Below are 22,963 nucleotides of genomic sequence, written 5' to 3'. Positions count from 1 at the left end.
GACACTTGACCGCTTGACCGCTGCACTCAGGAGGAGCGCACGTGCTCGAACTCACCATGGCCGCGGTCTCCGCGGCGGACGCCGGGGCGACGGCCGGCATGCTGATGGCCGACGCGCCCAGCGACCCGGGTGCCACGCTGCGGGTGGGCCGGGACAGGTCCGTGTGCCGGCTGGCACCCCCCGACGACTGGCTGTTCGTCTCGCGCGTCCACCTGGAGTTCCTGTGCGGCCCCGACGGCGGCTGGCAGGTCACGTGGCTGCGCGGCTCGCACACCGAACCCTCCTCCGAGGTCCTGCTGGCCCTGGGTGGGCACCACCCGGTCCAGCCCCTGCCGTACGGCGGGACGGCCAGGCTTCCGCAGGGCGGCTCGGGCGAGCTGGTGATCCGGGACCGTACCGCTTCGCGCAGCGTCAACGTGGGCTTCTACCACGAGGCCTGAGCGGAGTTGGCATACCAGCCGGCAGCGGCGCCGACGCGAACCTGTCGCGTCGGCGCCGCCGTACCCGGGGACCACAGGTGCCCGCCTCAGCGCTCCGCGCGCTCGACGGACGGTGCCGACCCCGGCAGCGGGCGGCCCGCCGACTCCGCCATGAACCACACCGCGGCGCCGCCGATCACGGCCGCCGCCATCATGTAGTAGGCGGGCATCATCATGTTCCCGGTCGCGCCGATCAGCGCCGTGACCACCAGCGGGGTCGTGCCGCCGAACAGCGACACGGAGATGTTGAAGCCGATCGAGAGCGAGCCGTAGCGTACCCGGGTCGGGAAGAGGGCCGGGAGCGCGGCCGGCATCGACGCGGTGAAGCAGACCAGCAGCAGGCCCAGCGCGCCCATGCCGAGCGCGACGGCGAGCAGGCTGCCCTGGCGGATCAGCAGCAGGGCGGGGATCGACAGGAACAGGAAGCCCGCGCAACCCGCGGCGATCACCGGGCGGCGGCCGACACGGTCGGTCAGCGCTCCCACGAACGGCTGCGCGATCATCATGAAGGCCATCACACCGAGCACGACCAGCAGCCCGTGCGTCTCGTCGTACTTCAGCTCACCGGTCAGATAGGTCGGCATGTACGACAGCAGCATGTAGTCGGTGACGTTGAAGACGAGCACCAGGCCCACGCAGAGCAGCAGCGCCCGCCACTGCCCGGTGATCATGTCGCGCAGCGGCACCTTGGGCCGCTCGGCGTCGGTCTTCTCGGCCTTCTTGAGCTGGGCCGCGAACGCCGGGGTCTCCTCCAGGCGCGTCCGCAGGTAGAGGCCGATGATCCCCATCGGGCCCGCGATCAGGAACGGGATCCGCCAACCCCAGGCCACCAGGTCCTCGGAGGACAGCAGGGCGGTCATCAGGGTGACCAGGCCGGCGCCGCCGATGTATCCGGCGAGCGTGCCGAACTCCAGCCAGCTACCGAAGAAGCCGCGCTTCTTGTCCGGTGAGTACTCGGCGATGAACGTGGACGCGCCCGCGTACTCGCCACCGGTCGAGAATCCCTGCACCAGACGGGCCACCAGCAGCAGGATGGGCGCCCCGACACCGATCACCGCGTACGACGGGATCAGGCCGATCGCGAACGTGCCCGCCGCCATCATGATCATCGTCAGCGCCAGGACCTTCTGTCGCCCGACGCGGTCGCCGAGCGGGCCGAAGACCATGCCGCCCAGCGGGCGGACCAGGAAGGCCGCGGCGAAGGCGCCGAAGGTGGACAGGAGCTGCGCGGTGGGGTTGCCGGACGGGAAGAACACCTTGCCCAGCGTCACCGCGATGTAGCTGTAGACGCCGAAGTCGAACCACTCCATCGCGTTGCCGAGCGCGGCGGCCTTCACGGCGCGCCTGACCAGCGCGGGGTCGGTGACGGTGGGCTCCGGAGTGACCGGGGCGCGATGGGTGACGGTTGCTGCGAGTGGAGCGACGGTCGGCAAGGTACCGCTCGCCTGCCTTTCGACGGGGACAGGGACAGGGCCGCCGCCGTGCGACGGACCGTGGCCCGCCGTTGCGGGCAGGCCGAAAAGCGACCATAAGGGCAGTTGCCGTCATAGCGTTCGGTAGTCGACCCATCGCATACTGCGCGCAAATGCGGTCTATGCAGGCGTGACGGACCCGTCGCGCGGTGCCGCGAACCGTCCCGCCTGTGACCCTTCTCGCGCCCCGGGGAGGGAACCACGCCGTCCGCACACGGTCGTCATTCGGACAAAAAGTCGGGCTGATGTCAGGCGAAGTGGGGGGTGTCTGCGTCTCACAATGGGGGTGCTGCGACCCTCATAGGCGGATATGCGCACGGGACGCGCGTGATGAATGGGATGAACGGGGCGGGAGGGGCGGCGGGGCGTGGCGAACGTCGAGCACAGTGGGCAGGTGAGCCGTGCCTTCGGGGCGGGGGCCGCGGAGCAGACGAAGACACGGCTGACAGTGGCCCGCGTCGGCCTCTGGCTGATCGCCGCCATTCTCGCGGTACGGGAGGTCGCCGTCGTCCTGAGCACGCCTCGGGGCGAGCGGCTGACGGACCTGGAGACCTGGGTCGGCCCGCACGGCGTCCTGCATGTGGAGGGGTCGCTCTACGACTCGACGCGCTTTACCGGCACTCCGTTCGGCGGGCTCGTCCTCAAACCGCTCACCCGGGCCGCCCAGCAGACGCTCGGCTGGGGCTGGACCTTCGGCACGCTGCTGCTCGTCGTTGCGCTCGGCCTGGTCGCCGCCCGCGCCCTGCCGCAGCCGGTGACGCGGCGCAGCTCCCTCCCAGTGCCCGCCGGGGCACTGGCCGCGCCGGTCGCGATCAGCCTGCTGATGCTGTCGCTGCCGGTGCGCAACACCCTCTCCCTCGGCCAGACCAGCATTCTCCCCGTCCTGTTCGTGGTGCTCGGCTGCTTCGCCGTGCGCGGGGAGCGGGCCGGCGGAGTGCTCATCGGCCTCGGTGCCGCGCTCCAGCCGACCGTCCTGCTGTTCGCGCCCCTGCTGTGGTTCACCGGCCGTCGCCGTGCCGCCGTCTCCGCCGTCGGCGCGTTCGCGGTGTGCACCGCGCTGGCCTGGGCCGCGATGCCGGACGACTCGTACACCTACTGGGTGCACCACCTGGCGGGCGTCGGCCTGGGCGGCGCCGCCGACGACCACGCCAACCAGTCCCTGCACGGCGCCCTGCTGCGGTTGGGTCTGTCCGGCCCGCTGGAGATCGGCCTGTTCCTCGTGCTGGGCGCCGCCGTCGCGGTCATCGGGCTGCGCCGCGCGATCCGGTACGCGCACGACGGTCAGCTACTGCTCGCCGTCGCGGTCACCGGCTGTGTCGCGGTCGCCGTGTCGCCCACGAGCTGGCAGCACCAGCTCCTGTGGGTGCTGCTCACGGTGGTCGGCCGGGTGGGCACCAGGGCCTCGGACCGGTTGGTGTGGCCGGTGGCCGTCGTGCTCGTGATGACGCTGCCCGCGCAGACGATGTTGCCGCACATGGAGGTGCTCTATCCGCTGCGCGACAACCTGGTCCTGCTGGTTGCCCTCGCCGCCGCCACCTTCGTACCGTTCCTGTCCCGCACCTCCCTCCACTATCAGGACCCGGTTCCCACCGAGTACGCGCGGCCCGTCCCCGCCCGCTGGAAGCGCGTCCCGCTCCTGCCGTTCCTGCGCCGGGCCCTCACCCGCCCGAACCTGCTGCTCGAACTGCTGCTGATCCGGGTCACCTACGCCGCCTACCAACAGGTCCGGCTTGCGGCGACCGGCGGCAGCAACTCGGCGGGCCGGGCCACCGCCGAGCAGCACGGTGACCAGATCCTCTCGATCGAACGCTTCCTGCACATCGACATCGAGCACTGGGCCAACCACGCCGTCGTCAAGGTCGGCTGGTTGCGGGACTTCTTCGACTTCTACTACGGGTCCTTCCACTTCGCGGTCCCGCTGACCGTCCTCGGCGTGCTCTACTGGCGCCGCCCGGTCGACTACCGGTGGGCACGCGCGTCGCTCGGCTTCGCCACCCTGCTCGCGCTCGTCGGTTTCTGGCTCTATCCGCTGGCTCCGCCGCGCCTGATGCCGGACCTCGGAATGATCGACACCGTGCACGGCGTGCAGGACTTCGCCAAGCCGGACTACGGCACGCTGACCGCGCTGACGAACCAGTACGCGGCGATGCCCTCGCTGCACTTCGGCTGGTCCCTGTGGTGCGGCCTGGTCATCGCGATCCTCGCGCCCAGGTGGTGGATGAAGGCGCTCGGACTGCTGCACCCCTTGTGCACGGTCTCGGTGATCGTGGCGACCGGTAACCACTGGGTGCTGGACGCGGTCGGCGGCGCGGTCGTCGTCGGTGCGGGCTTCGGCCTGACCTGTCTGTTCCAGGGGCCGCGGGCCCGGGTGGTGGAGACGATGGCCGCCGATGCCGATGCCGAGGCCGAGGCCGGGAGTGCGCCGGTGTTGGTGAAGGACCGCGCGGTGAGCTGATCCGAGTACGGGTTCAAGGGCGTGGGGGTGTAGCGGCTGGAGTGTGACACATCCGGGAGATGTGTCACACCACAGGCGCGATCACTCCGGGGCGGTGGCCGTCCAGGAGACGAAGGCCGAGAAGGCGGCGGGCGCGAGGGTGAGGGCCGGGCCGGTGGGGGTCTTGGAGTCGCGTACGGCGATTGTGGCGCAGGGGGCTTCGGCGATCTCCACGCAGTTGCCGCCCTGGTCGCCACTGTACGAGGACTTGCGCCAGGCGAGGGGGCCGAGCGGCGCGCACTCGACACAACTGCCGCCTTGGTCGCCGCTGTAACTGGACTTACGCCACTGGATCCCCGTCAGAGTCGCATTGCTCCGCATAGCGTTCCTCCATCACGCGCCGGATCAACTCCGCCGAGTCCCTGAGGGAGAGAGCGGCGGCTTGGAGGTGATCGTAACGGAGCGAGCAGTCCTTGACGGTGTCCGGATTGGCGGTGGGATACCCGCTGCCGTAGCCCTCGGTGTAGATGATGGATGGGTCGCCCGCGAAACGGTAGATGTCGAACGAGCCTTGTAGCCCCGCGTGTGCCCCAGCCGAGTACGGCAGCACTTGGATGTTGATCAGGGGGTCATCCTCGAACGACAACAGGTGCGCCAGTTGTTCTCGCATGGTCTCCGGGCCATCGATCTCCAAGTGCAGTGCTGCCTCGAAGAGAACCAGCCAATAGACCGGCGGCTCGTCCTTCTCGAAGATGCGCTGACGGTCCAGCCGCACAGCGGTGCGGTCGTCGAGGCCGGTCTGCTCCAGCACACCGAGTACGGCACGCGCGTACGCCCTGGTCTGAAGAAGGCCAGGCACCATGTGCGTCTCGAAGGCGTAGATCTCTGTCGCCCGCGCCTGCAATTCCGCCACCTGCTGAAACCAGGCCGGAAGTTGACTACGCATCACCAGGACGACGAGCCGCGAAAGCAACCCACCCGTCCCCAACGCCGCATCCACCCGCTCGCTGAACTCCGGCGTAGGCAGCTTCCTGGCCGTCTCGATCTGGCCCACCAGCGAGCCGGTGTAGTTGACGATGTCCCCGAGCTGCTTCTGTGTCAGCCCGGCGGCCTCGCGATGTCGGCGCAGTTCGAAGCCGTAGTAGTCGAGCGGTGAGGCGCCCGGGTCGAGGATGTTGATGTGGGTCACGCGCGACCTCCTCGTCGCGTAACTCGGCCCACTGCGGGACCGGTTGTATCCGTTCGGTGGCCCAGAGTAGTTCCGGCAGGTCAGCCTCGTACTGTGAACGACTACATTCCCTCGGCCCTGCTGGGCCTCTGCGCCACCCAGTACCGGATGCGGCTCACCGTCGGCGAGCACTCGGCGCGGCACATACGGCGTATCGTCCGCTCGTTCCTGCGGGAATGGGAGATGGGGGACCTTGTCGACGCCGCGGAGCTGGGTGTGACCGAGCTGGTCGCCAACGTCGTACGTCATGTGCCGGACCGGCACTGCACGCTGCGGGTGCTGCGGCAGCCGGCGGGGGTGCGGGTGGAGGTGACGGACGGGTGCGCGCAACTGCCCGCCGTACCGACGCAGTTGCTGCCGGCGGCCGAGAGTGGCCGCGGGCTCGTTCTCCTGGACGCGGTGGTCGACAACTGGGGTGTGGTGCCCGCGCCGGGAGGCGGCAAGACCGTGTGGTTCGAGTGCCTCACCGGCTGAAGCACGCCGAAGGCGGCGGCCCCGGGTCGGGGTCGCCGCCTTCGCGGATCAGTGGGCTCGGCTCGATCAGTACCAGTGGTGGGTGGACCAGAAGTTCCAGGCCGCGGCGGGGCTGCCGTAGCGGGAGTTCATGTAGTCCAGGCCCCACTTGATCTGGGTGGCCGGGTTGGTCTTCCAGTCGGAACCGGCGGACGCCATCTTGTGCGCGGGCAGTGCCTGGACCAGGCCGTACGCGCCGGAGGAGGGGTTGGTGGCGTGCATGTTCCAGCCGCTCTCATGCGAGACGATCTTGTGGAACGCCTCGTACTGCGCGGGGTCCTTGATCATCTGGCGCGCTATCGCCTTGGCGGAGGCGGGGTCCGAAGTCGGCGTGGCGGCGTGCGCGGGCGCTGCGGTGAGCGCGAGACCGGCCGTGGCGGCGGCGACGGCGGCGGTGGCGATGGCCTTCTTCGGGGAAGCGATGCGACGGATGACGGAGACGGACACAGAGCACCTTTTCGTAGGGGACAAGGAATCGCCGGCCTACCGGAACCACGCGGGGCGTGGTGGGTCTGCGTCGGCACCGCGACCCGTCGGGCTTGTCGGTGCCTGGCGACGGGATCCAGAGAAGCAGGCGGCCAGGGGTGTCCGCAATGACCCCTTTTACTAGTGGTAGCCGCATTTGCAGCACTAGTCGCTTGTGTGACCTGGCTCTCTATGCCCAGGTCGGAGCGCGGATTCGACGCGCGCATGTCAGGCGTTCGGACTACGGCCGGGCCTCGTAGGTGAGGGCGGTCACGTGGGGCTCCTCACACTCGGTGTCACGCAGGGTCGAGGGCGTGGTACGGACCGAGAGGAGGAGGGGTGACCCACGCCGCACGCGGGCGTGTCGGATGGTGACCCAGGTCGCAGCGTCCGCCCTGGTGTGGGCCTTCCGAAACCGTGTCGGCCGGTGTCACCCGGCAGTGGCCGTGCGCGCGGACTCGTCGAAGTGCGCTACGGCCTCCGGTCGCCGCAGCATCGCCAGCCCCGCAAGTCCGGCCAGGCAGGGCAGCATCCCGGCCAGTGACAGCACCAGCGGATGCGGCTGGGTGAAGTGGTAGAGGGACAGGGTGGTGCCCAGTGCGACCGTCACGGCACCCGCCCTTCGTACCCGCCGCTTGCCCCGCTTGCTCGCCCGCGCCATCCATACGAAGAAGAGGGCGCCTACCGCGGCGAGGATGAACAGGTAGGTGAGGATGCTGGACTCGGCCATCGACAGCTCACCGGGGTCGCGGTGCGGGTAGGTCTCACGCAGCTTCCCGGCGAGCCCGTCGCTCCAGGCCTGGTCGGCGATGACGGTAATGGCGGCGAACAGGGACAGGGCGGCGGCCGCGTAGAACGCGGTGACGGCGCTGCGGACGGATGCGGGGAGCTGCTGCGAGAGCATCGGAAACTCCTTCTGGCGAGGCCGCGAAGTGATGAAACTTGGGATATCGTGTCTCAAGTGCTACTCGGAGGATAGAGGCAAGATGACCAACGAGCAATCGCCCACGGGGCTGCCCCGGCGTCGTCGCAGGCTGACGGACGCGGAGACCGCGCAGCGGATGCTGGACACCGCCATGGCGATGATCGACGCCACCGGGCTGACCGTCAGCCTGGACCACATCAGCTTCGAGGACGTCATCCGGGACGCGGGCGTCGCGCGCAGCGCCGTCTACCGCCGCTGGCCCTACAAGGACCTGTTCTTCAGTGACCTGCTCAAGGCGATCGCCGCGACCGCGCCCGCCGCGATCGGCACCGACGGCACGGTCGCGGAGGATGCGGTACGGCGGCTCGCGCTCGACCGGCTCGACCAGTTCCGCACCGCCGAGGGCCGCCGGGCGCTCCTCGTCGAACTACTGCGCCAGGGAGCGCTGCGGGACTTCGAGGCCATGCGCGCATCCACGCAGTGGCGCACCTACATCGCCCTGCACGCGACCTTCCTCAGCCTCGCCGACGGCGAGTTGCGAACCCAGGTCCAGGCCGCGCTCGCCACGGCCGAAAGCGAACTGATCAACGGCATCGCTCGGTCGTACGAACAACTGGCGACCCTGCTCGGCCTGCGGCTGTTCCCGGAACTCAACACGAACTTCGAGGAGTTGGCGGCTCAGGTCAGCGCGACCATGCGCGGCTTCGTGATCACCGCGCGCTCCCTGCCCGGCCTCGCCGAGAGGCGGCTGAGGACCGGTCCCCTCGGCGCGGACGAGACGGCCGAATGGTCGCAGCCCGCGCTCGGTGTCGTCGCGGCGGCCCTCTCCTTCCTCGAACCCGACCCGAGGGTGGAGTGGGACGAGGAACGGCTGGCAAGGGTGCGCCGCACCCTTGAGGCCTCGTAGCGGCCAGGACGAGGCGGACGACGAGCAGGGGACGAGTCCGGGGGCGAGTCCGGGGGCGCAACTCCGTTTCACCACCCGCAACGTGTGGCCGCCGGCCTGGCCTCGGCGCTACCTCGGTTCGAACGTGACCGGGCTCTCGAAGGCCGCCCGTCGGGTCGCCCGGCGCAGTGCCCTGAGGACCGGCGGGCCGAGGAAGAACGTCAGGGCGACCGTGACGGCGGCGCGGCCCAGGTCCCAGCCCAGCGAGGTGGCCAGGCAGTAGGCGAGGAAGCGGGTGAGGTTGGTGGCGAGGCCGGCGTGCGGGTCGTACGCGGCGTTCGAGGCGAGCGCGTCCATGAAGGGCCAGCCCGCGAGGTTCATGACCGTGCCGTAGGCGAACGCGGCCAGGAACCCGTAGCCCGCGAGCATCGCCACCTCACCGCGGCCCCGCAGCCGGCCGGGTCCCGGCAGTAGTCCCGCCCCCAGCGTGAACCACCCCATGGCCAGCATCTGGAACGGCAGCCATGGCCCGACCCCGCCCGTCAGCAGCGCGGACGCGAACATGGTGACGGCCCCGAGCACGAAGCCGAAGCCCGGCCCGAGCACCCGCCCGCTCAGCACCAGCAGGAAGAACATCGGTTCGAGGCCGGCGGTCCCGGCACCGATGGGCCGCAGGGCCGCGCCGGTCGCGGCGAGGACTCCGAGCATGGCCACGGCCTTGGGCCCGAGCCCCGACTCGGCGATCGTCGCGGCCACGACGGCGACGAGCAACACGAGCAGCCCGGCGAACAGCCAGGGGGCGTCCTGCGCGTGCGCGCCGAGCTGCGAGTCGGGATCGGCGAACAGGGGCCAGGTGAAGCCGACGACGCCGACCGTGCTGACCAACGCGAGGGCGGCCAGGGAGCGGGGACCGAGACGGACCGGCGCCGACCGGGGCTGAGGGGATGTCATGAGGACAGGGCCTCCCGGACCTGGGAGACCGTGAGCCACTGCTGCGGGGCCAGCACCTTCGTCACCTGGGGCGCGAACGACGGGGACGCGACCACCACGTCGGCGGTGGGGCCGTCGGCGACGACCTCGCCGTCCGCGAGGACCACCACGCGGTGGGCGAGTTCGGCGGCCAGTTCCACGTCGTGGGTGGCCAGCACGATGGCCTGCCCCTCGGCGGCGAGCTCGCGCAGTACAGCGACCAGACGGGTCTTGGCCGCGTAGTCGAGGCCGCGCGTGGGCTCGTCCAGGAGCAGCAGCGGGGGTCGGGCCGTCAGTACGACGGCCAGGGCCAGCGCCAGCCGTTGCCCCTCCGACAGGTCCCGGGGATGTGTGTCGTCCCCGACGCCCGGCAGCAGCTCGGACACCAGGGCCCGGCAGCTCCCCTCGGCGGCACCCGCGTCCTGGTCCGCCGCCGTGCACTCGGCTGCCACCGTGTCCGCGTACAGCAGGTCCCGTGGCTCCTGCGGGACGAGGCCCACCCGACGCACCAGGTCGCGCGGTGCCGCGCGGTGCGGCACCATGCCGCCGACCAGTACCGACCCGCGGGCCGGTGTGACGAGCCCGACGAGCGCGGCGAGCAGCGTGGACTTCCCGGCGCCGTTGCGTCCCATGAGGGCGACGGTCTCCCCCGGGGTCACCGTGAGGTCGACGTGGCGCAGGGCCTGGACGCGGTCGCGCTGGACGGCGAGGGAGGTGACGGCCGCCGCGGGGTGGGGTGTCGCGGTGTCCGGGGCGGTACGCCGGCGCAGGAAGCGGCGCTGGGCGGGGACCTCGGGGCGCGGGTTCGCGTCGCCCTGCGGACGGCGGCCGTCCACGGGTGTGGCGTCCGCGAGTCGCTCGCGCAGTTCGCCCGCGCGGCGACGGGCGTCGCGGATGGTCAGGGGCAGCGGCGACCAGCCGGCCAGCCGGCCCAGGTCCACCACCGGCGGGTACACCGGGGAGACGGCCATCACCTCCGCCGGGGTGCCCAGGACCGGGCGGGAACCGGGGGAGGGGAGCAGTACGACCCGGTCGGCGTAGTGGACGACCCGTTCCAGCCGGTGCTCGGCCATCAGGACCGTCGTGCCCAGGTCGTGGACGAGCCGTTGCAGCACGGCGAGGACCTCCTCGGCCGCCGCCGGGTCCAGCGCGGACGTCGGCTCGTCGAGGACGAGGACCTTCGGGTGCGGGGTGAGTACCGAGCCGATCGCGACGCGCTGCTGCTGACCGCCGGAGAGGGTGGCGATCGGCCGGTCCCTCAGCTCGTTCAGCCCGAGCAGGTCCAAGGTCTCCTCCACCCGCCGCCGCATGACGTCCGGGGCGAGCCCCAACGACTCCATCCCGTAGGCGAGTTCGTCCTCGACCGTGTCCGTCACGAAGTGGGACAGCGGATCCTGGCCGACCGTGCCCACCACATCGGCGAGTTCACGCGGCTTGTGCGTACGGGTGTCGCGGCCGGCCACCGTGACACGGCCGCGCAGGGTACCGCCCGTGAAGTGCGGGACCAGCCCGCTCACCGCGCCGAGCACCGTCGACTTGCCGGTCCCGGACGGGCCGACGAGCAGGGTCAGTTCACCCTCGGGGACGGTGAAGTCGATGCCCTCGACGGCCGGTTCGGTCACTCCGTCGTACGTCACCGAGACGTTCTCGAAACGGATCACACGGACTCCTCGGGGGCGGGGGTGACGAACGCGGGCAGCAGACCGAGCAGCACCGCCGCCGCGGGGAGCAGGGGGAGCGTCGGGGCGGTCAGGGGGACGACGCCGGGGCGCAGGGCGGCGGGGTCGTACGCGGCCGAGACGACCAGCAGTGCCGCTGCCGCGACACCCGAACCGGCGACCAGCCAGGCTCGCAGGCCCCACACGTCCGGGCGGTAGCGGGTGCGTGGCGAGCGGCGCCCGCCCAGCCGCAGTCCGCCGAGGGCGGCGGCCAGCCCACAGAGCAGGAGGGGCAGTCCGTAGACGCCCCCTTCCGCGGTCAGCAGTCCGTACGTGCCCGCGCAGACACCGAGCAGACCGCCCAGCGTGAGGGCGGTGGTGGTACGGCGGACGGCGGGCGGAACATCGGTGGTGCGGCCGAAGCCGCGCGCGTCCATCGCGGCGGCGAGGGCGACCGAGCGTTCCAACGCGCCCTCCAGCACCGGGAGTCCGACCTGCAGCAGTCCGCGCAGGCCCCGGTCGGGCCGGCCGCGCAGCCGGCGCGCGGCGCGCAGCCGTCGGGCGTCGGCGATCAGGTGCGGGGCGAAGGTGAGCGCGACGACGACCGCGACGCCCGTCTCGTACAGGGCGCCGGGAAGGGACTTGAGGAGCCGGGCGGGGTTCGCGAGGGCGTTCGCGGCGCCGACACAGATGAGCAGTGTGGCCAGTTTCAGACCGTCGTACAGCGCGAAGACGAGGCCCTCCGCGGTGACCCGGCCGCCGATACGGATGCCCTGCGCCCAGTGGGGGAGGGGGACTTCGGGGAGCGTGACGACGGTGTGGGTGCCGGGGATCGGGGAGCCGAGGACCACGGCGAACAGGAGCCGGATGACGAGGACGGCGAGGGCGAGTTTGGCGAAGGCCGCGTAGGAACGGGACCAGGGTGCGGTGGTGCGGCGGGCCGCGACCACGTAGGCGGACACGGCGACGAGAAGGCCGAGCAGGAGCGGGTTGGTGGTGCGGGTGGCGGCGGTGGCGAGGCCGAGGGCCCACAACCACCAGGCGCCCGGGTGCACGGTCGGACCGCCGCGTCGGGGTCGGGGTGCCATCGTCAGCTCCTGCGGCGGCGCGCCTGCCATATCGCCGCCGCTCCCAGGACGGCCACGGCGACGGTGCCCGCCAGCAAACCCACCGACGGAATGTGGTGCGGCTTGCTCGGTTCGCTCGGCTTGCTCGGCGCGGCGTCCCGCACCTGCTCGCCGCACCCCTTCTGCGGGTAGCCCGCGATCGCGCACAGCAGGGCGTTGGTGTCGTAGCGCAGCGGCGGGGCCACCGCCGCCAGCGCGTCCGCGGTCGTGGCGTTCTCGGGGACGCGGGCGCAGACCGTGCGCGGGGCGGGCGGGGTCCCGCCCGTGGAGGCGTCCGCCGTCGTGCCGAAATCGAGGACGAGCGCCACCCGCTTCTCACCGTCGCGCGCGGGCGTCTTCGCGCAGATCGTGGCGAAGTCCGCCGTGCCGCGCGGCTTCGTGGCCTTCTGCGAGTCCTCGCTGACCGCGAACCGGAAGCCCTGGACGTCCCCGTCGGCCGGGCGCGCCATGGACGGGCCCTGGGTCGCGTACGTCCACGCCCGGCCCTGGCGCTCCCAGAAGGACCAGTACCGGTAGCCGGTGGCGTGCGCCTGGCCGCCGGTGAAGAGGACCAGCAGGGCCAGCGCCAGGACGGCCGCACCGCGGCGGATCACGGCTGCTGCTTTCGGTTCCGGCCTGACAGCAGGAAGCCGATGCCGATGCCGGCGACCAGGCAGACGCCGACGAACCACCAGACCGCGTGGCTGGAGTCGGTCTGCGAGTGGACCTCGTCGGTCGCGCTCTTCTCGACGCTCCGCGGCGCCGGGCCCGTCGCGTTGAGCAGGTCGACGAGGTTCACGCGGCCGAACTCGTGTGGATCGGTGTCCGTCGCGTGCGCCGCGAAGATCAGTTGGGCGTACGCGGCCGGTCCGGACTTCGCGGCCCAGTCGGCGGCGTTCTTCTTCAGCCAGGCGAGGGGGCGCTGCGCGGCGGACTGTGACCCTGTCGCGGCGAGCGCGACGACCGCGTCCGCCGTGTTGCCGTAGTCGGGCTGGGGCTTCGCGCCCGGCAGGGCGACCGTCAGGTAGGGGTCCTTCTTCATGGCCCCGGCGAGGTAGGTGGCACCGTTGTGCGCCGCGTCGGCGGGGGAGGGCGTGTCGCCGCCGGTGCAGGTGGCGTCCCCGGCCGCCTTGCCGGGGCCGGTCACGAAGCCCTTGCCCAGTCCGGCGAGGACACCCGAGGCCGTCGCGTCCGCGTTCGCCGCCAGGTGGCCCTTCTTGTCCGGCTGGTAGGCGAACGCGCCGCCGTCCTTGTCGTCGCAGGGAATCGACAGCTTCACCAGCGCGTCGTACGGCGAGTGGCCCTTCGCGGACTTCGTCTCCTGCGGTTTCGCGCCGGTCGCGGCGAGGGCTCCGATGACCACGGACGTGGAGTTCGTGTCGCTCGCGCCGCCCGCGGTGAAGCCCCAGCCGCCGTCCTCGTTCTGCACGGACTTCAGCCAGGAGACGGCCTTGCCGGTCTGGGCGTCGTGCCCGCCGAGCGCGGCCAGTGCCTGGACGGCCGCCGCGGTGCTGTTGGTGTCGACGGGCTCCTTCGCGTCGCAGGCGGCCGTCGGGTGGGCGCGGTAGGGGGCGAACGCGCCGTTCGCGCACTGCTGTCCGGCGAGCCAGTCCACGGCCTTGGCGGCCGGTCGCACACCGACCGTGTGCTGGGCGAGCAGCGCGAGCGACTGGCGCCAGACACCGTCGTAGGTGGGGTCCGCCGTCCCGTACAGGCCGGAGGGGAGCGACGGGGACGCGGACGGGGAGGCGGCGAGGGCGGCCGGGGCGGGGGCGCCACCGATCACTGCTATGGCGGCCAGTACCGCTGCGGTGCGGCGAACGATCATGATCGGCGGTTGCCTCTCCCTGTGGGAGGCCGGGGCGCACGGGCACACGGAGGCAACCGGGCGGCTCCGGCCCCGTATGCCTCGACGGTGCCTGCCCCCGGCGGGCTGCCGGTGACACGAGCCGGTCACGTCCCGTGCGAGGCGATCCGGCTCACCGCCCAAAGGCGGCACACGGTTGCGGGTCAGCGCCGGAATTGCACCGGCTTCCCCTCGTACAGGTGTGATGACGACGCGGACACTCTACCGGCCCGTACGGCCGTGTCCGGGAGCCGCCTGTGAGGGCCCGGCCCCCGCGAACACGGACGTGGTTAGGATCCGGCCATGACAACGGGGAAGTTGCTCGGCTCCGGGCGGATGGCCGATGTGTACGAGATCGACGGGGCGTGGGTGCTGCGGCGCTACCGGGACCCGTTCGGGGACGCTGCCGCCGAGGCGGCGGTGATGGACCACGTTCGCGGCCACGGCTATCCGGTCCCCGAGGTACGGTCGGCGACCCGCAGTGACCTCGTCATGGAGCGGCTGGCAGGCCCGACGATGGGAGAGGCGCTCCTGGAGGGGCGGATCGGCCCTCGGGAGGGCGGGGCGATGCTCGCACGGCTGCTGCGCGAGCTGCACGCGCTGCCCGTGCGCGACTTTGCCGACCCGGCCGTCAGTGTCCTCCACCTCGATCTGCACCCGCTGAACGTGATCATGACCGCCGGTGGCCCGAAGGTCATTGACTGGGCCACCGCGCAGGAGGGCCCGCCCGGCCTCGACTGGGGCATGTCCGCGATGATCCTCGCCCAGGTCGCCCTGCTCGGCGAACCTCAGGTGGAAGGCGTACGCGAGCTCCTGGCCGCGATGCTCGACGGCCAGGAGGGGGCGTCGGCTCTCACGGAGGCGGGCCTGACGGAGGCGCGCGCCCGCCGTGCGGCGAACCCGACGATGACACGGCGGGAGATCGAAGTCCTGGGAGAGGCGGAGGACTTGATACGGGCGCTACTACCTGTCTGAATTGCCTCAAAGAATCATGAATTGGGGGTACCCATCCGGCGATGGGGGTTATATCCTAGAGGGTGCCTACGGGGCGAGTGAGGAACTTTGACCGGAAAGTGCCGACTTTAGCGTGAAGCTTCGGTTTCCGCTGGGGCCGACAATGGTCGGCCAAAGGGCTGGAAGGTCGAAAGACTGGAAAGTCGTCCAAACCCGTCTCGTAGGTCATTTTTTATGCCCGGACAGGCCCGGGTTCCAGTCCCGCGCCCCGGCCCCATCAGGTCGATCACCCCTCAGGTCGATGAGCCGGCACGCCGTCTCGATGTCGAGCTTGACCTGGGCGATGGAGGCCCGTCCGGAGAGCCAGGTGATCAGGGCCGAGTGCCAGGTGTGCTCGATCACGCGGACCGCCGACAGCTGGTCCGGGGTCGGGTCGTCCAGGTCCATCGCGTCGAGGATGATCGCCGTGGTCTGGCGGGAGACCTGATCGACCTCGGGGGAGACGCTGCGGTCCGCGAAGATCACGGCGCGGACCATGGCATCGGCCAACTGCGGCTCGCGCTGCAGTGCACGGAAGGCCCGCATCAGGGTCTCCACCACCCGCTCCGCCGCCGTCTCCCCGGCCGGCGGCTTCTTTCTGAGGGTGCCGTGCATGTGCTCCAGCTGGTCCTGCATGGTCGCGACCAGCAGGTGCACCTTCGACGGGAAGTAGCGGTACAAGGTGCCGAGGGCGACCTGCGAGCACTCCGCGACCTCGCGCATCTGCACCGCGTCGAAACCACCCTGGCCGGCCAGCTCCGCGCTCGCGCGAAGGATCCGTCGGCGGCGCGCCTCCTGCCGCTCGGTGAGCCCGGGCGAGGCCGGCTGCGTCGCCGCTCGCGCGGTACTGGCTGGCACCTTGGCTTCCGCAGGCATGGGTTCCGTTCCGTTTTTCCGTGACAGTCGGTGAGGGCGAGTGATCGGACAGCATGGCAGGAGCCCGCTCCGTGGCGCGAATCACCTGATCCGCTGCTCACGGTGTCCTTACCTGCCGGTAGATTCGAAGCCTCTGAACGATCAAGTCTGAAACTTGTTCTAGATTACCGTCCCGGCGTAACCTCGCGGGAATGGCTGGAGAAGGGGTCGAGAGTGACCGCTGAGGGCAGGGAGGCGGGTTTCGGGGAAGACCCGGCCGCCGACGGGTACCTCCCGTTGCGCATCGCGCTCCTCACCTACAAGGGAAACCCCTTCTGCGGCGGTCAGGGTGTGTACGTACGGCACCTCTCGCGCGAGCTGGTCCGGCTCGGCCACCGGGTCGAGGTCATCGGCGCGCAGCCGTACCCGGTGCTCGACGAGGGCGAGGACCTGCGAGGGCTGACCCTCACCGAGCTGCCAAGCCTCGACCTGTACCGCCAGCCCGACCCCTTTCGCACCCCCGGGCGCGAGGAGTACCGGGACTGGATCGACGCTCTCGAAGTCGCCACGATGTGGACCGGCGGCTTCCCCGAGCCGCTGACGTTCTCGCTGCGCGCCCGCCGTCATCTGCGCGCCCGGCGCGGCGACTTCGACATCGTGCACGACAACCAGACGCTCGGATACGGCCTGTTGGGCGATGTCGGCGCACCGCTGGTGACCACCGTCCACCACCCCATCACCGTGGACCGGCAGCTGGAGCTGGACGCCGCCGAGAACTGGCAGCGGCGGGCGTCCGTGCGGCGCTGGTACGCGTTTACACGCATGCAGAAGCGGGTGGCGCGCCGGCTTCCGTCGGTCCTCACCGTCTCGGGGTCGTCCCGTCAGGAGATCGTGGACCACCTGGGCGTCTCCGAGGACCGTGTCCATGTGGTCCACATCGGCGCCGACACCGACCTCTTCTCCCCGGACCCGTCGGTGCGGCGGGTACCCGGCCGGATCGTGACGACGTCCAGCGCGGACGTGCCGCTCAAGGGTCTGGTGTACCTGGCCGAAGCGCTCGCGAAGGTGCGGACCGAGCACCCCGGGGCGCATCTCGTCGTCGTCGGCAAGCGCCCCCAGGAAGGGCCGGTCGCGCAGATGCTCGAGCGGTACGGGCTGGAAGGCGCCGTCGAGTTCGTGAAGGGCATCTCCGACGCCGAACTGGTCGATCTGGTGCGCTCGGCCGAGGTGGCGTGCGTGCCGTCGCTGTACGAGGGGTTCTCGCTGCCGGCGGCGGAGGCGATGGCGACGGGCACACCGCTGGTGGCCACGACCGGCGGGGCCATACCGGAGGTGGCCGGGCCGGACGGCGAGACATGCCTGGCGGTGCCGCCGGGCGACGCCGGGGCACTGGCCGCCGGGCTGAACCGGCTGCTGGGCGACCCGGAACTGCGGGTGCGGCTCGGTGCGGCCGGGCGCGAGCGGGTGCTGCGCCACTTCACATGGGCCCGCGCCGCCGAGGGAACGGTGGCCCGGTACCGGGAGGCGATCGCCCGGTCCGCGGCAGGCGCCGCTCCCCGTGAGCCCGGCCCCACCGTGGTCCGGGCCGGTACCGCGCCCGCGGACCGAGAAACAGTCCCCGCCGAAGAAATCGTCGTACCCAATCCCGAAAGCAGGGCTACGTGCTGACCGTCGACTTCTCCCGGTTCCCGCTCGCCCCGGGCGACCGCGTCCTGGACCTCGGCTGCGGTGCCGGCCGGCACGCGTTCGAGTGCTACCGGCGCGGTGCGCGGGTCGTGGCCCTCGACCGGAACGGCGAGGAGATCCGCGAGGTCGCCAAGTGGTTCGCGGCGATGGAGGAGGCGGGTGAGGCACCGGCGGGCGCCACCGCGACCGCCATGGAGGGCGACGCCCTCGCGCTGCCCTTCCCCGACGACTCCTTCGACGTGGTGATCATCTCCGAGGTCATGGAGCACATCCCGGACGACAAGGGCGTCCTCGCCGAGATGGTCCGTGTGCTCAAGCCGGGCGGGCGCATCGCCATCACCGTGCCGCGCTACGGCCCCGAGAAGGTCTGCTGGTCCCTGTCCGACGCCTACCACGAGGTCGAGGGCGGCCACATCCGCATCTACAAGGCGGACGAACTGCTCGCGAGGATGCGGGAGGCCGGGCTGAGGCCGTACGGCACGCACCACGCGCACGCGCTGCACTCGCCGTACTGGTGGCTGAAGTGCGCCTTCGGCGTCGACAACGACAAGGCGCTGCCGGTGCGCGCGTACCACAAGCTCCTGGTCTGGGACATCATGAAGAAGCCGCTCCTCACCCGGGTCGCCGAGCAGGCGCTGAACCCGGTCATCGGCAAGAGCTTCGTGGCGTACGCGACCAAGCCCCACCAGCCCCGTCTCCCCGAGGTGGACGCCACGTGACCACCCCCCGGACAGAACACCTCGTCCTGCCCGGGGTCCTCACCGCCGAGCAGGCCGCCGCGACCGTCCGCGGCATCCTCGCGGTACAGCGGGAGGACGGCGCCATACCGTGGTTCCGTGGCCACCACCTCGACCCGTGGGACCACGTCGAGGCGGCCATGGCGCTGGATGCGGCCGGAGAGCACACGGCGGCCGAACGGGCCTACGACTGGCTGGCCCGGCACCAGAACGAGGACGGCTCGTGGTTCGCGGCGTACGCCGACGGGAACCCGGACGAGGTCACCGACCGCGGTCGCGAGACGAACTTCGTCGCCTATGTGGCCGTCGGAGTGTGGCACCACTACCTGGCCACCGGCGATGACACCTTCCTGGACAGGATGTGGCCGACGGTGTACGCGGCCGTGGAGTTCGTGCTGCTCCTGCAGCAGGCCGGCGGGCAGATCGGCTGGAAGCGCGAGGACGACGGCACGGACACCGCGGACGCGCTGCTGACCGGCTCCTCCTCGATCCACCATGCGCTGCGCTGCGCGCTGGCCATCGCCGAGCAGCGTGAAGAGCCGCAGCCGGACTGGGAGTTGGCGGTGGGTGCGCTACGGCATGCGATACGCCGGCACCCCGAGCGGTTCCTGGACAAGGACCGCTACTCGATGGACTGGTACTACCCGGTGCTCGGCGGTGCCCTCACCGGCGGCGAGGCGAAGGAGCGCATCGAGGCCGACTGGGACCGTTTCGTGGTGCCCGGTCTCGGCGTGCGCTGCGTCGTCCCCAACCCGTGGGTGACCGGCGGTGAGTCTGCCGAACTCGCCCTGGCGCTGTGGGCGGTGGGCGAGTCCGACCGCGCCCTGGGGATCCTCCAGTCGATCCAGCACCTGCGCGATGCGGAGACGGGCCTGTACTGGACCGGCTACGTCTTCGAGGACCAGGCGATCTGGCCCCGGGAACTCACCACCTGGACGGCGGGTTCGCTCCTCCTGGCCGTGGCGGCGCTCGGCGGCGACGAGCCGACGTGCGCGGTCTTCGGCGGCGAACGCCTGCCGCTGGGCCTGGACCCGGACTGCTGCGGCCAGTAGTCCCACGGGGGCCGTGGTACCGGGGGCACCGGTTGTCACCCGAACGGGCCTGTCCGGGCGGTGTGGCCGGGCGGGAACGGTGAGGCTGCTGGTGGAGCCGAGTTCTCCTGGTCCGCGGGAGAACCGTGCCCTTCCCGGAACCGGAGGATCCCGTGCCGCTGCCGAAACGGCGCCTCGTCCCGGCGCTCACCCTCTGCTGCACCCTGTCCGTCGGCGCCGTCGCCTGCGGCGGTGGCAGTGCCGCCGAGGTGGCCACCGTGTACATCGCCGCCCCGACACCGTCCCCGACCACTTTGGCCGAGCGGCAGGAGCGCGCCAGGGCCCGCTTCGCGGCGAACGCGGGGCTCGCGGCCGGTGCGGCGTACCAGTGGGTCGTGAAGCCCTGGAGGGAAGGCGGGTTCAAGGAGGGCGCCAGGGGACGGACGGCCGCGCTCACCAGGGCGGGCCTCGCCGGTACCTTCGCGTACAACCGGCTCCAGGCGGTCCGGCGCCACGCGCAGGGCGACCCCAGGCTCGCCAAGGCCCTCGCCCCGCTGGGCACGGGACTCGACAGCCTGAAGAACCTTCCGTCCAGGCTCCGCAGCGGCGACGAGTCGGCCATACGCTCCTTCAACGACGTCATCACCAAGGTGAGAGGCGTGGGCAACAGCGCGGGCGCCCGGATCAGGATCCGCGTCCCGTCGGCAGCACAGCTCGCCTCGGGCTGAGCAGATTGGTGTGACGAGACGTCAGTTGTGCTCCTGGTGACGTTCGTACGGCAACGGCCCCTCGCCCGGGAAGGGCGAGGGGCCGTGGGAGCAAGGGATTGTTCAGCCGCGCTGGATGCCGCTCGTGTCCTGCAGCACGCCTCGGCGGCCGTCCTGCGTCTGCGCCACCAGGGCAGGGCCGCGCTGCTCGACGGCCAGGTACCAGGTGCCCGGCGCGAGTTCGGCGATCGGCGTCGGCGAGCCGTCCTCCGCGAACAGCGGACGCGGCACCGGCACGGCGAACCAGAACGGCGAGAAGTCCCCGGCGGGAGCCTGCTGCTGACCACCGGACGACGGATCCTGCTGCGGCTGGCCCTGCTGCGGCTGCTCACCGAACGGCTGCCCCGCCTGGGGCTGGCCCTGCTGCGGCTGGCCGCCATAGGGAGGCTGCTGGGCGCCCGGGTAGCCGTAACCGCCCTGCGGCTGGGCGCCGTAGGGCTGAGGGGTGGCGGGCTTGGGGGCCGAGACCAGGGCGGCCTGGAGGGCAGGCACCATGGGGGTGGCGATGGCGGCGCCGGCCAGGACGAGGGCGGCGATGAAGCCGAGGATCAGGCCGGATCCCGCGTTGCTGGCGTCGATGAGCGTCCACAGCAGCACCCAGGCGGCCGAGACGGTCAGCGTGGTACCGGCCATCCCCAGGTCCAGACCCACGACCTTGCGCGGGGTGGGCTGCAGACGGCAGAACACGACGAGCGCACCACCGATCACGCCCGCCATGTACGTGCCGAGTCCGAGTCCGAGAGCGTCCCAGGAGTTGGGCAGATTGAGGTCGCTGCAGATGGCGCTGGAAGCGCTGCAACCGGAGAGGTCGAGGAACGACGCGATGAACAGCAACACCGCTGCTCCGATCACCACGCCGTCGCCTCTAGTGAGGGATCGGATATTCACTTCGGGTCCTTCGTCTGTCGTCTCGTCGTCGGTGGAGGCGTCGCTGTCACCGTCTCGCCCTCGGGTCGCGGTGTGAAGCGCGGGGATGGCCCCTCATAGTAGGAGTGACATTATCGTCCGCCCGGCCCGGATGTCCGTCGAGTCCGGACGGCTGATCACTTCCCGCGCAGGAAACTCACGATTCCTTCGGAGATTCCTTGCGCCGCCTTCTGCCGCCACGCATCACTGGTCAACTGTGCCGCGTCCTTGCTATCGCGCATGTTGCCGCACTCGATGAACACCTTCGGAACCGTTGACAGATTGAGACCACCGAGATCGTCGCGTACGACCAGACCCGTGCCGTTTCCCAGGTAGTTGGACGGGGCGCTTCCCGTGACGCGTACGAAGCTGCCCGCGACGCGCTCGCCCAGGTCGCGGGAGGGGGCTGCGATCCGGCGGGTGTCCGCCGCGCCCGTGTGCACCGAGGCCGGGAGGATGACGTGGAAGCCGCGGTCACCGGCCGCCGCGCCGTCCGCGTGGAGGGAGATCGCCGCGTCCGCGTGGGCCTCGTTGCCCATCCGTGCCCGCTCGTTCACGCACGGGCCCCACGGCCGGTCGCCGTCCTGTGTGAACTTCACGGTGATGCCGTGCTGTTGCAGGAGGGGGCGCAGTCGACGCGCCACGTCCAGCGTGAACTTGGCTTCCGCGTAACCCGAGTTGGTGGCGGTGCCCGTGGTGTCGCACTCCTTCTTGTTCGTTCCGATGTCCACCTTGCGGTTGATCTCGGCGGTATGCCGGAAGTTGCCGGGATTGTGTCCCGGGTCGATCAGGACGACCTTGCCCTTGAGCGACCCGGACGCGGCCGGGGCGGCGGCGCGCGAGGTCGGTGTGGAGGACGCGGCGGGTTGCTTGCCGTCGGCCGTCGGGGAGGCGGCGGCCGAGCCGGGTGCCGCGGAGGTCACGCCGGGCGCCGCCTCGGCCGGTCCGCTGCCGTTGTCGGCCACCGCCTCGTAGACCAGCCAGCCGACGAGCGCCACCGGTACCAGGGCGGCGGCCGCGACCGTCAGCGGCCGGCGCCGGGAGCGGCGCGGCCGGGGAGGATCGAAGTCCGGACCTACGTACGACATGTCTGCGACCCTAACGGCGCCGTCCACCTTCCGTCCGCGTTCGCTTCAGGACGCGCAGCGAGTCGGTCACCGAGACCTCCGTGAACTCGCCGGACTCGAGTGCCCTGAGGTACACGCGGTACGGGGCCTGGCCGGTGAACTCGTCCTCAGGCTCCGGGAAGACGTCGTGGATGACCAGCAGCCCGCCCTGGGCCACATGGGGGGCCCAGCCCTCGTAGTCGGCGTTCGCGTGTTCGTCGGTGTGGCCGCCGTCGATGAACACGAGGCCGAGCGGCGTCCCCCACAGGGCCGCGATCCGCGGCGAGCGGCCGACGAGCGCGACCACGTGCTCCTCCAGGCCCGCCCGGTGCAGCGTGCGTCGGAAGGTGGGCAGGGTGTCCATCAGACCGACCTCGGGGTCGACCGTCTCCGGGTCGTGGTACTCCCAGCCCGGCTGCTGCTCCTCGCTGCCGCGGTGGTGGTCGACCGTGAGCGCGGTGACACCCGCGGCGCGGGCCGCGTCGGCGAGCAGGATCGTCGAGCGGCCGCAGTACGTGCCGACCTCCAGCAGGGGCAGCCCGAGCCGCCCCGCCTCGACGGCGGCCTCGTACAGCGCGAGCCCTTCACGCAGGGGCATGAACCCCTTCGCGGCCTCGAAGGCGGCCAGGATCTCCGATGAGGGTGCCGCGGGCATGGGGTCCTTCCGGTCATACGTACTTGTGGGCGCCCCATGCTGCCGCACCTCCCTGGCCGGTGAGCGACCGGGGGTCGAGCGTGGGGGTGTGACCTGCGGTATCGGGAGCCCGGTCGGTGTGTGCCTCATGCGGTCGCGCCCCCGCCGCGTGCTTGAGTTCTAGTGGTCGTCGCAACACCCCAGCTCAAGGGGTGCGATGGAGTTCGAGATCCGCAAGGACAGACGCGGCGGGGGCGGTCGTCGGCT

General features: G+C 71.3%; 23 protein-coding genes. 9 read left to right on the top strand and 14 right to left on the bottom strand.

Translation table 11 applies throughout. The features are described from left to right. The first annotated feature begins 41 nt into the window (after positions 1 to 41). Positions 42 to 440, top strand: a complete 399-nt coding sequence (locus ACWDEX_RS00115; protein WP_450460812.1) for a hypothetical protein — start codon at positions 42 to 44, stop codon at positions 438 to 440. 86 nt (positions 441 to 526) lie between these two features. Here ACWDEX_RS00115 and proP read toward each other — a convergent pair whose 3' ends face one another. Next, positions 527 to 1,912 (bottom strand): glycine betaine/L-proline transporter ProP, encoded by a 1,386-nt coding sequence (gene proP, locus ACWDEX_RS00110; protein WP_450460811.1) that lies wholly within the window; start codon positions 1,910 to 1,912, stop codon positions 527 to 529. Positions 1,913 to 2,318: 406 nt separating this feature from the next. On the opposite strand from proP, the gene ACWDEX_RS00105 reads away from it, so the two are divergent. Beyond that, positions 2,319 to 4,406, top strand: a complete 2,088-nt coding sequence (locus ACWDEX_RS00105; RefSeq protein ID WP_450460809.1) for a bifunctional glycosyltransferase 87/phosphatase PAP2 family protein — start codon at positions 2,319 to 2,321, stop codon at positions 4,404 to 4,406. A gap of 81 nt (positions 4,407 to 4,487) precedes the next feature. On the opposite strand, the gene ACWDEX_RS00100 is transcribed toward ACWDEX_RS00105, so the two are convergent. Together ACWDEX_RS00100 and ACWDEX_RS00095 are read right to left on the bottom strand one after the other, a co-directional pair. Beyond that, a complete protein-coding gene (locus tag ACWDEX_RS00100) occupies positions 4,488 to 4,766 on the bottom strand; it encodes a DUF397 domain-containing protein (RefSeq protein ID WP_450460808.1) in 279 nt (92 codons plus the stop codon). After that, entirely contained in the window at positions 4,726 to 5,574 is an 849-nt protein-coding gene (locus ACWDEX_RS00095) for a helix-turn-helix domain-containing protein (protein ID WP_450460807.1), read from the bottom strand. The genes ACWDEX_RS00100 and ACWDEX_RS00095 overlap by 41 nt, the downstream gene beginning before the upstream one ends. A gap of 93 nt (positions 5,575 to 5,667) precedes the next feature. On the opposite strand from ACWDEX_RS00095, the gene ACWDEX_RS00090 reads away from it, so the two are divergent. Then, positions 5,668 to 6,087: an ATP-binding protein gene (locus tag ACWDEX_RS00090; protein ID WP_450460806.1), complete on the top strand. Its 420-nt coding sequence runs from the start codon at positions 5,668 to 5,670 to the stop codon at positions 6,085 to 6,087. Between the two features lie 66 nt (positions 6,088 to 6,153). Here the strand turns inward: ACWDEX_RS00090 and ACWDEX_RS00085 are convergent, their stop codons facing one another. Then, positions 6,154 to 6,573 carry an aggregation-promoting factor C-terminal-like domain-containing protein gene (locus tag ACWDEX_RS00085; protein WP_450460805.1) on the bottom strand — a complete coding sequence of 140 codons (420 nt, stop codon included), beginning with the start codon at positions 6,571 to 6,573 and terminating at the stop codon, positions 6,154 to 6,156. Positions 6,574 to 7,021: 448 nt separating this feature from the next. After that, complete coding sequence (locus ACWDEX_RS00080; protein ID WP_450460804.1) at positions 7,022 to 7,495, bottom strand: hypothetical protein; 474 nt, start codon at positions 7,493 to 7,495, stop codon at positions 7,022 to 7,024. An 82-nt stretch (positions 7,496 to 7,577) separates the two neighbouring features. Between ACWDEX_RS00080 and ACWDEX_RS00075 the strand changes: the two genes are divergently transcribed. Beyond that, positions 7,578 to 8,423 carry a hypothetical protein gene (locus ACWDEX_RS00075; RefSeq protein ID WP_450460803.1) on the top strand — a complete coding sequence of 282 codons (846 nt, stop codon included), beginning with the start codon at positions 7,578 to 7,580 and terminating at the stop codon, positions 8,421 to 8,423. Between the two features lie 108 nt (positions 8,424 to 8,531). Here the strand turns inward: ACWDEX_RS00075 and ACWDEX_RS00070 are convergent, their stop codons facing one another. Genes ACWDEX_RS00070 through ACWDEX_RS00050 form a run of 5 tightly spaced genes read right to left on the bottom strand, consistent with a single transcriptional unit; the run spans position 8,532 to position 13,963 of the window. Then, positions 8,532 to 9,353: an ECF transporter S component gene (locus ACWDEX_RS00070; protein WP_450460802.1), complete on the bottom strand. Its 822-nt coding sequence runs from the start codon at positions 9,351 to 9,353 to the stop codon at positions 8,532 to 8,534. After that, entirely contained in the window at positions 9,350 to 11,032 is a 1,683-nt protein-coding gene (locus ACWDEX_RS00065) for an ABC transporter ATP-binding protein (protein WP_450460801.1), read from the bottom strand. Before ACWDEX_RS00065 ends, ACWDEX_RS00070 begins: the two co-directional genes overlap by 4 nt. Continuing rightward, the gene (locus ACWDEX_RS00060) at positions 11,029 to 12,117 is read right to left on the bottom strand and encodes a CbiQ family ECF transporter T component (protein ID WP_450460800.1); all 1,089 of its coding nucleotides are present in this window, start codon (positions 12,115 to 12,117) and stop codon (positions 11,029 to 11,031) included. Before ACWDEX_RS00060 ends, ACWDEX_RS00065 begins: the two co-directional genes overlap by 4 nt. 2 nt (positions 12,118 to 12,119) lie before the next feature. Then, complete coding sequence (locus ACWDEX_RS00055; RefSeq protein ID WP_450460799.1) at positions 12,120 to 12,749, bottom strand: SCO2322 family protein; 630 nt, start codon at positions 12,747 to 12,749, stop codon at positions 12,120 to 12,122. Continuing rightward, a complete protein-coding gene (locus ACWDEX_RS00050; RefSeq protein ID WP_450460798.1) occupies positions 12,746 to 13,963 on the bottom strand; it encodes a prenyltransferase/squalene oxidase repeat-containing protein in 1,218 nt (405 codons plus the stop codon). The genes ACWDEX_RS00055 and ACWDEX_RS00050 overlap by 4 nt, the downstream gene beginning before the upstream one ends. Positions 13,964 to 14,284: 321 nt before the next feature. On the opposite strand from ACWDEX_RS00050, the gene ACWDEX_RS00045 reads away from it, so the two are divergent. After that, entirely contained in the window at positions 14,285 to 14,956 is a 672-nt protein-coding gene (locus ACWDEX_RS00045) for a phosphotransferase (RefSeq protein WP_450460797.1), read from the top strand. Between the two features lie 204 nt (positions 14,957 to 15,160). Here the strand turns inward: ACWDEX_RS00045 and ACWDEX_RS00040 are convergent, their stop codons facing one another. Beyond that, a complete protein-coding gene (locus ACWDEX_RS00040) occupies positions 15,161 to 15,850 on the bottom strand; it encodes a TetR family transcriptional regulator (protein ID WP_450460796.1) in 690 nt (229 codons plus the stop codon). 213 nt (positions 15,851 to 16,063) lie between these two features. On the opposite strand from ACWDEX_RS00040, the gene ACWDEX_RS00035 reads away from it, so the two are divergent. From ACWDEX_RS00035 to ACWDEX_RS00020, 4 genes are all read left to right on the top strand, one after another. Next, entirely contained in the window at positions 16,064 to 17,497 is a 1,434-nt protein-coding gene (locus ACWDEX_RS00035; protein ID WP_450460795.1) for a glycosyltransferase family 4 protein, read from the top strand. After that, a complete protein-coding gene (locus tag ACWDEX_RS00030) occupies positions 17,491 to 18,234 on the top strand; it encodes a class I SAM-dependent methyltransferase (protein ID WP_450460794.1) in 744 nt (247 codons plus the stop codon). Before ACWDEX_RS00035 ends, ACWDEX_RS00030 begins: the two co-directional genes overlap by 7 nt. Continuing rightward, positions 18,231 to 19,304, top strand: a complete 1,074-nt coding sequence (locus ACWDEX_RS00025; RefSeq protein WP_450460793.1) for a prenyltransferase/squalene oxidase repeat-containing protein — start codon at positions 18,231 to 18,233, stop codon at positions 19,302 to 19,304. Before ACWDEX_RS00030 ends, ACWDEX_RS00025 begins: the two co-directional genes overlap by 4 nt. A gap of 152 nt (positions 19,305 to 19,456) precedes the next feature. After that, positions 19,457 to 20,011, top strand: a complete 555-nt coding sequence (locus tag ACWDEX_RS00020; RefSeq protein ID WP_450460792.1) for a hypothetical protein — start codon at positions 19,457 to 19,459, stop codon at positions 20,009 to 20,011. 102 nt (positions 20,012 to 20,113) lie between these two features. Here ACWDEX_RS00020 and ACWDEX_RS00015 read toward each other — a convergent pair whose 3' ends face one another. The 3 genes from ACWDEX_RS00015 to ACWDEX_RS00005 all read right to left on the bottom strand — a co-directional run bounded on the left by ACWDEX_RS00015 (position 20,114) and on the right by ACWDEX_RS00005 (position 22,717). After that, on the bottom strand, positions 20,114 to 20,938 hold the full coding sequence (locus tag ACWDEX_RS00015) for a hypothetical protein (protein ID WP_450460791.1): 825 nt from the start codon (positions 20,936 to 20,938) through the stop codon (positions 20,114 to 20,116). Between the two features lie 155 nt (positions 20,939 to 21,093). Then, positions 21,094 to 22,044: an N-acetylmuramoyl-L-alanine amidase gene (locus ACWDEX_RS00010; protein ID WP_450460790.1), complete on the bottom strand. Its 951-nt coding sequence runs from the start codon at positions 22,042 to 22,044 to the stop codon at positions 21,094 to 21,096. A 10-nt stretch (positions 22,045 to 22,054) separates the two neighbouring features. After that, a complete protein-coding gene (locus ACWDEX_RS00005; RefSeq protein ID WP_450460789.1) occupies positions 22,055 to 22,717 on the bottom strand; it encodes a class I SAM-dependent methyltransferase in 663 nt (220 codons plus the stop codon). Positions 22,718 to 22,963 lie beyond the last annotated feature (246 nt).

The sequence above is a fragment of the Streptomyces sp. NPDC001020 genome, from assembly GCF_053599115.1.
This window is presented reverse-complemented; position numbering and strand designations above follow the sequence as displayed.

What these genes read in the sequence shown, in the direction of transcription:
- ACWDEX_RS00100 (WP_450460808.1), bottom strand. Translation starts at nt 4,766, where the DNA reads ATGCGGAGCAATGCGACTCTGACGGGGATCCAGTGGCGTAAGTCCAGT.
- ACWDEX_RS00080 (WP_450460804.1), bottom strand. Translation starts at nt 7,495, where the DNA reads ATGCTCTCGCAGCAGCTCCCCGCATCCGTCCGCAGCGCCGTCACCGCG.
- ACWDEX_RS00075 (WP_450460803.1), top strand. Translation starts at nt 7,578, where the DNA reads ATGACCAACGAGCAATCGCCCACGGGGCTGCCCCGGCGTCGTCGCAGG.
- ACWDEX_RS00070 (WP_450460802.1), bottom strand. Translation starts at nt 9,353, where the DNA reads ATGACATCCCCTCAGCCCCGGTCGGCGCCGGTCCGTCTCGGTCCCCGC.
- ACWDEX_RS00060 (WP_450460800.1), bottom strand. Translation starts at nt 12,117, where the DNA reads ATGGCACCCCGACCCCGACGCGGCGGTCCGACCGTGCACCCGGGCGCC.
- ACWDEX_RS00050 (WP_450460798.1), bottom strand. Translation starts at nt 13,963, where the DNA reads ATGATCGTTCGCCGCACCGCAGCGGTACTGGCCGCCATAGCAGTGATC.
- ACWDEX_RS00045 (WP_450460797.1), top strand. Translation starts at nt 14,285, where the DNA reads ATGACAACGGGGAAGTTGCTCGGCTCCGGGCGGATGGCCGATGTGTAC.
- ACWDEX_RS00040 (WP_450460796.1), bottom strand. Translation starts at nt 15,850, where the DNA reads ATGCCTGCGGAAGCCAAGGTGCCAGCCAGTACCGCGCGAGCGGCGACG.
- ACWDEX_RS00010 (WP_450460790.1), bottom strand. Translation starts at nt 22,044, where the DNA reads ATGTCGTACGTAGGTCCGGACTTCGATCCTCCCCGGCCGCGCCGCTCC.
- ACWDEX_RS00005 (WP_450460789.1), bottom strand. Translation starts at nt 22,717, where the DNA reads ATGCCCGCGGCACCCTCATCGGAGATCCTGGCCGCCTTCGAGGCCGCG.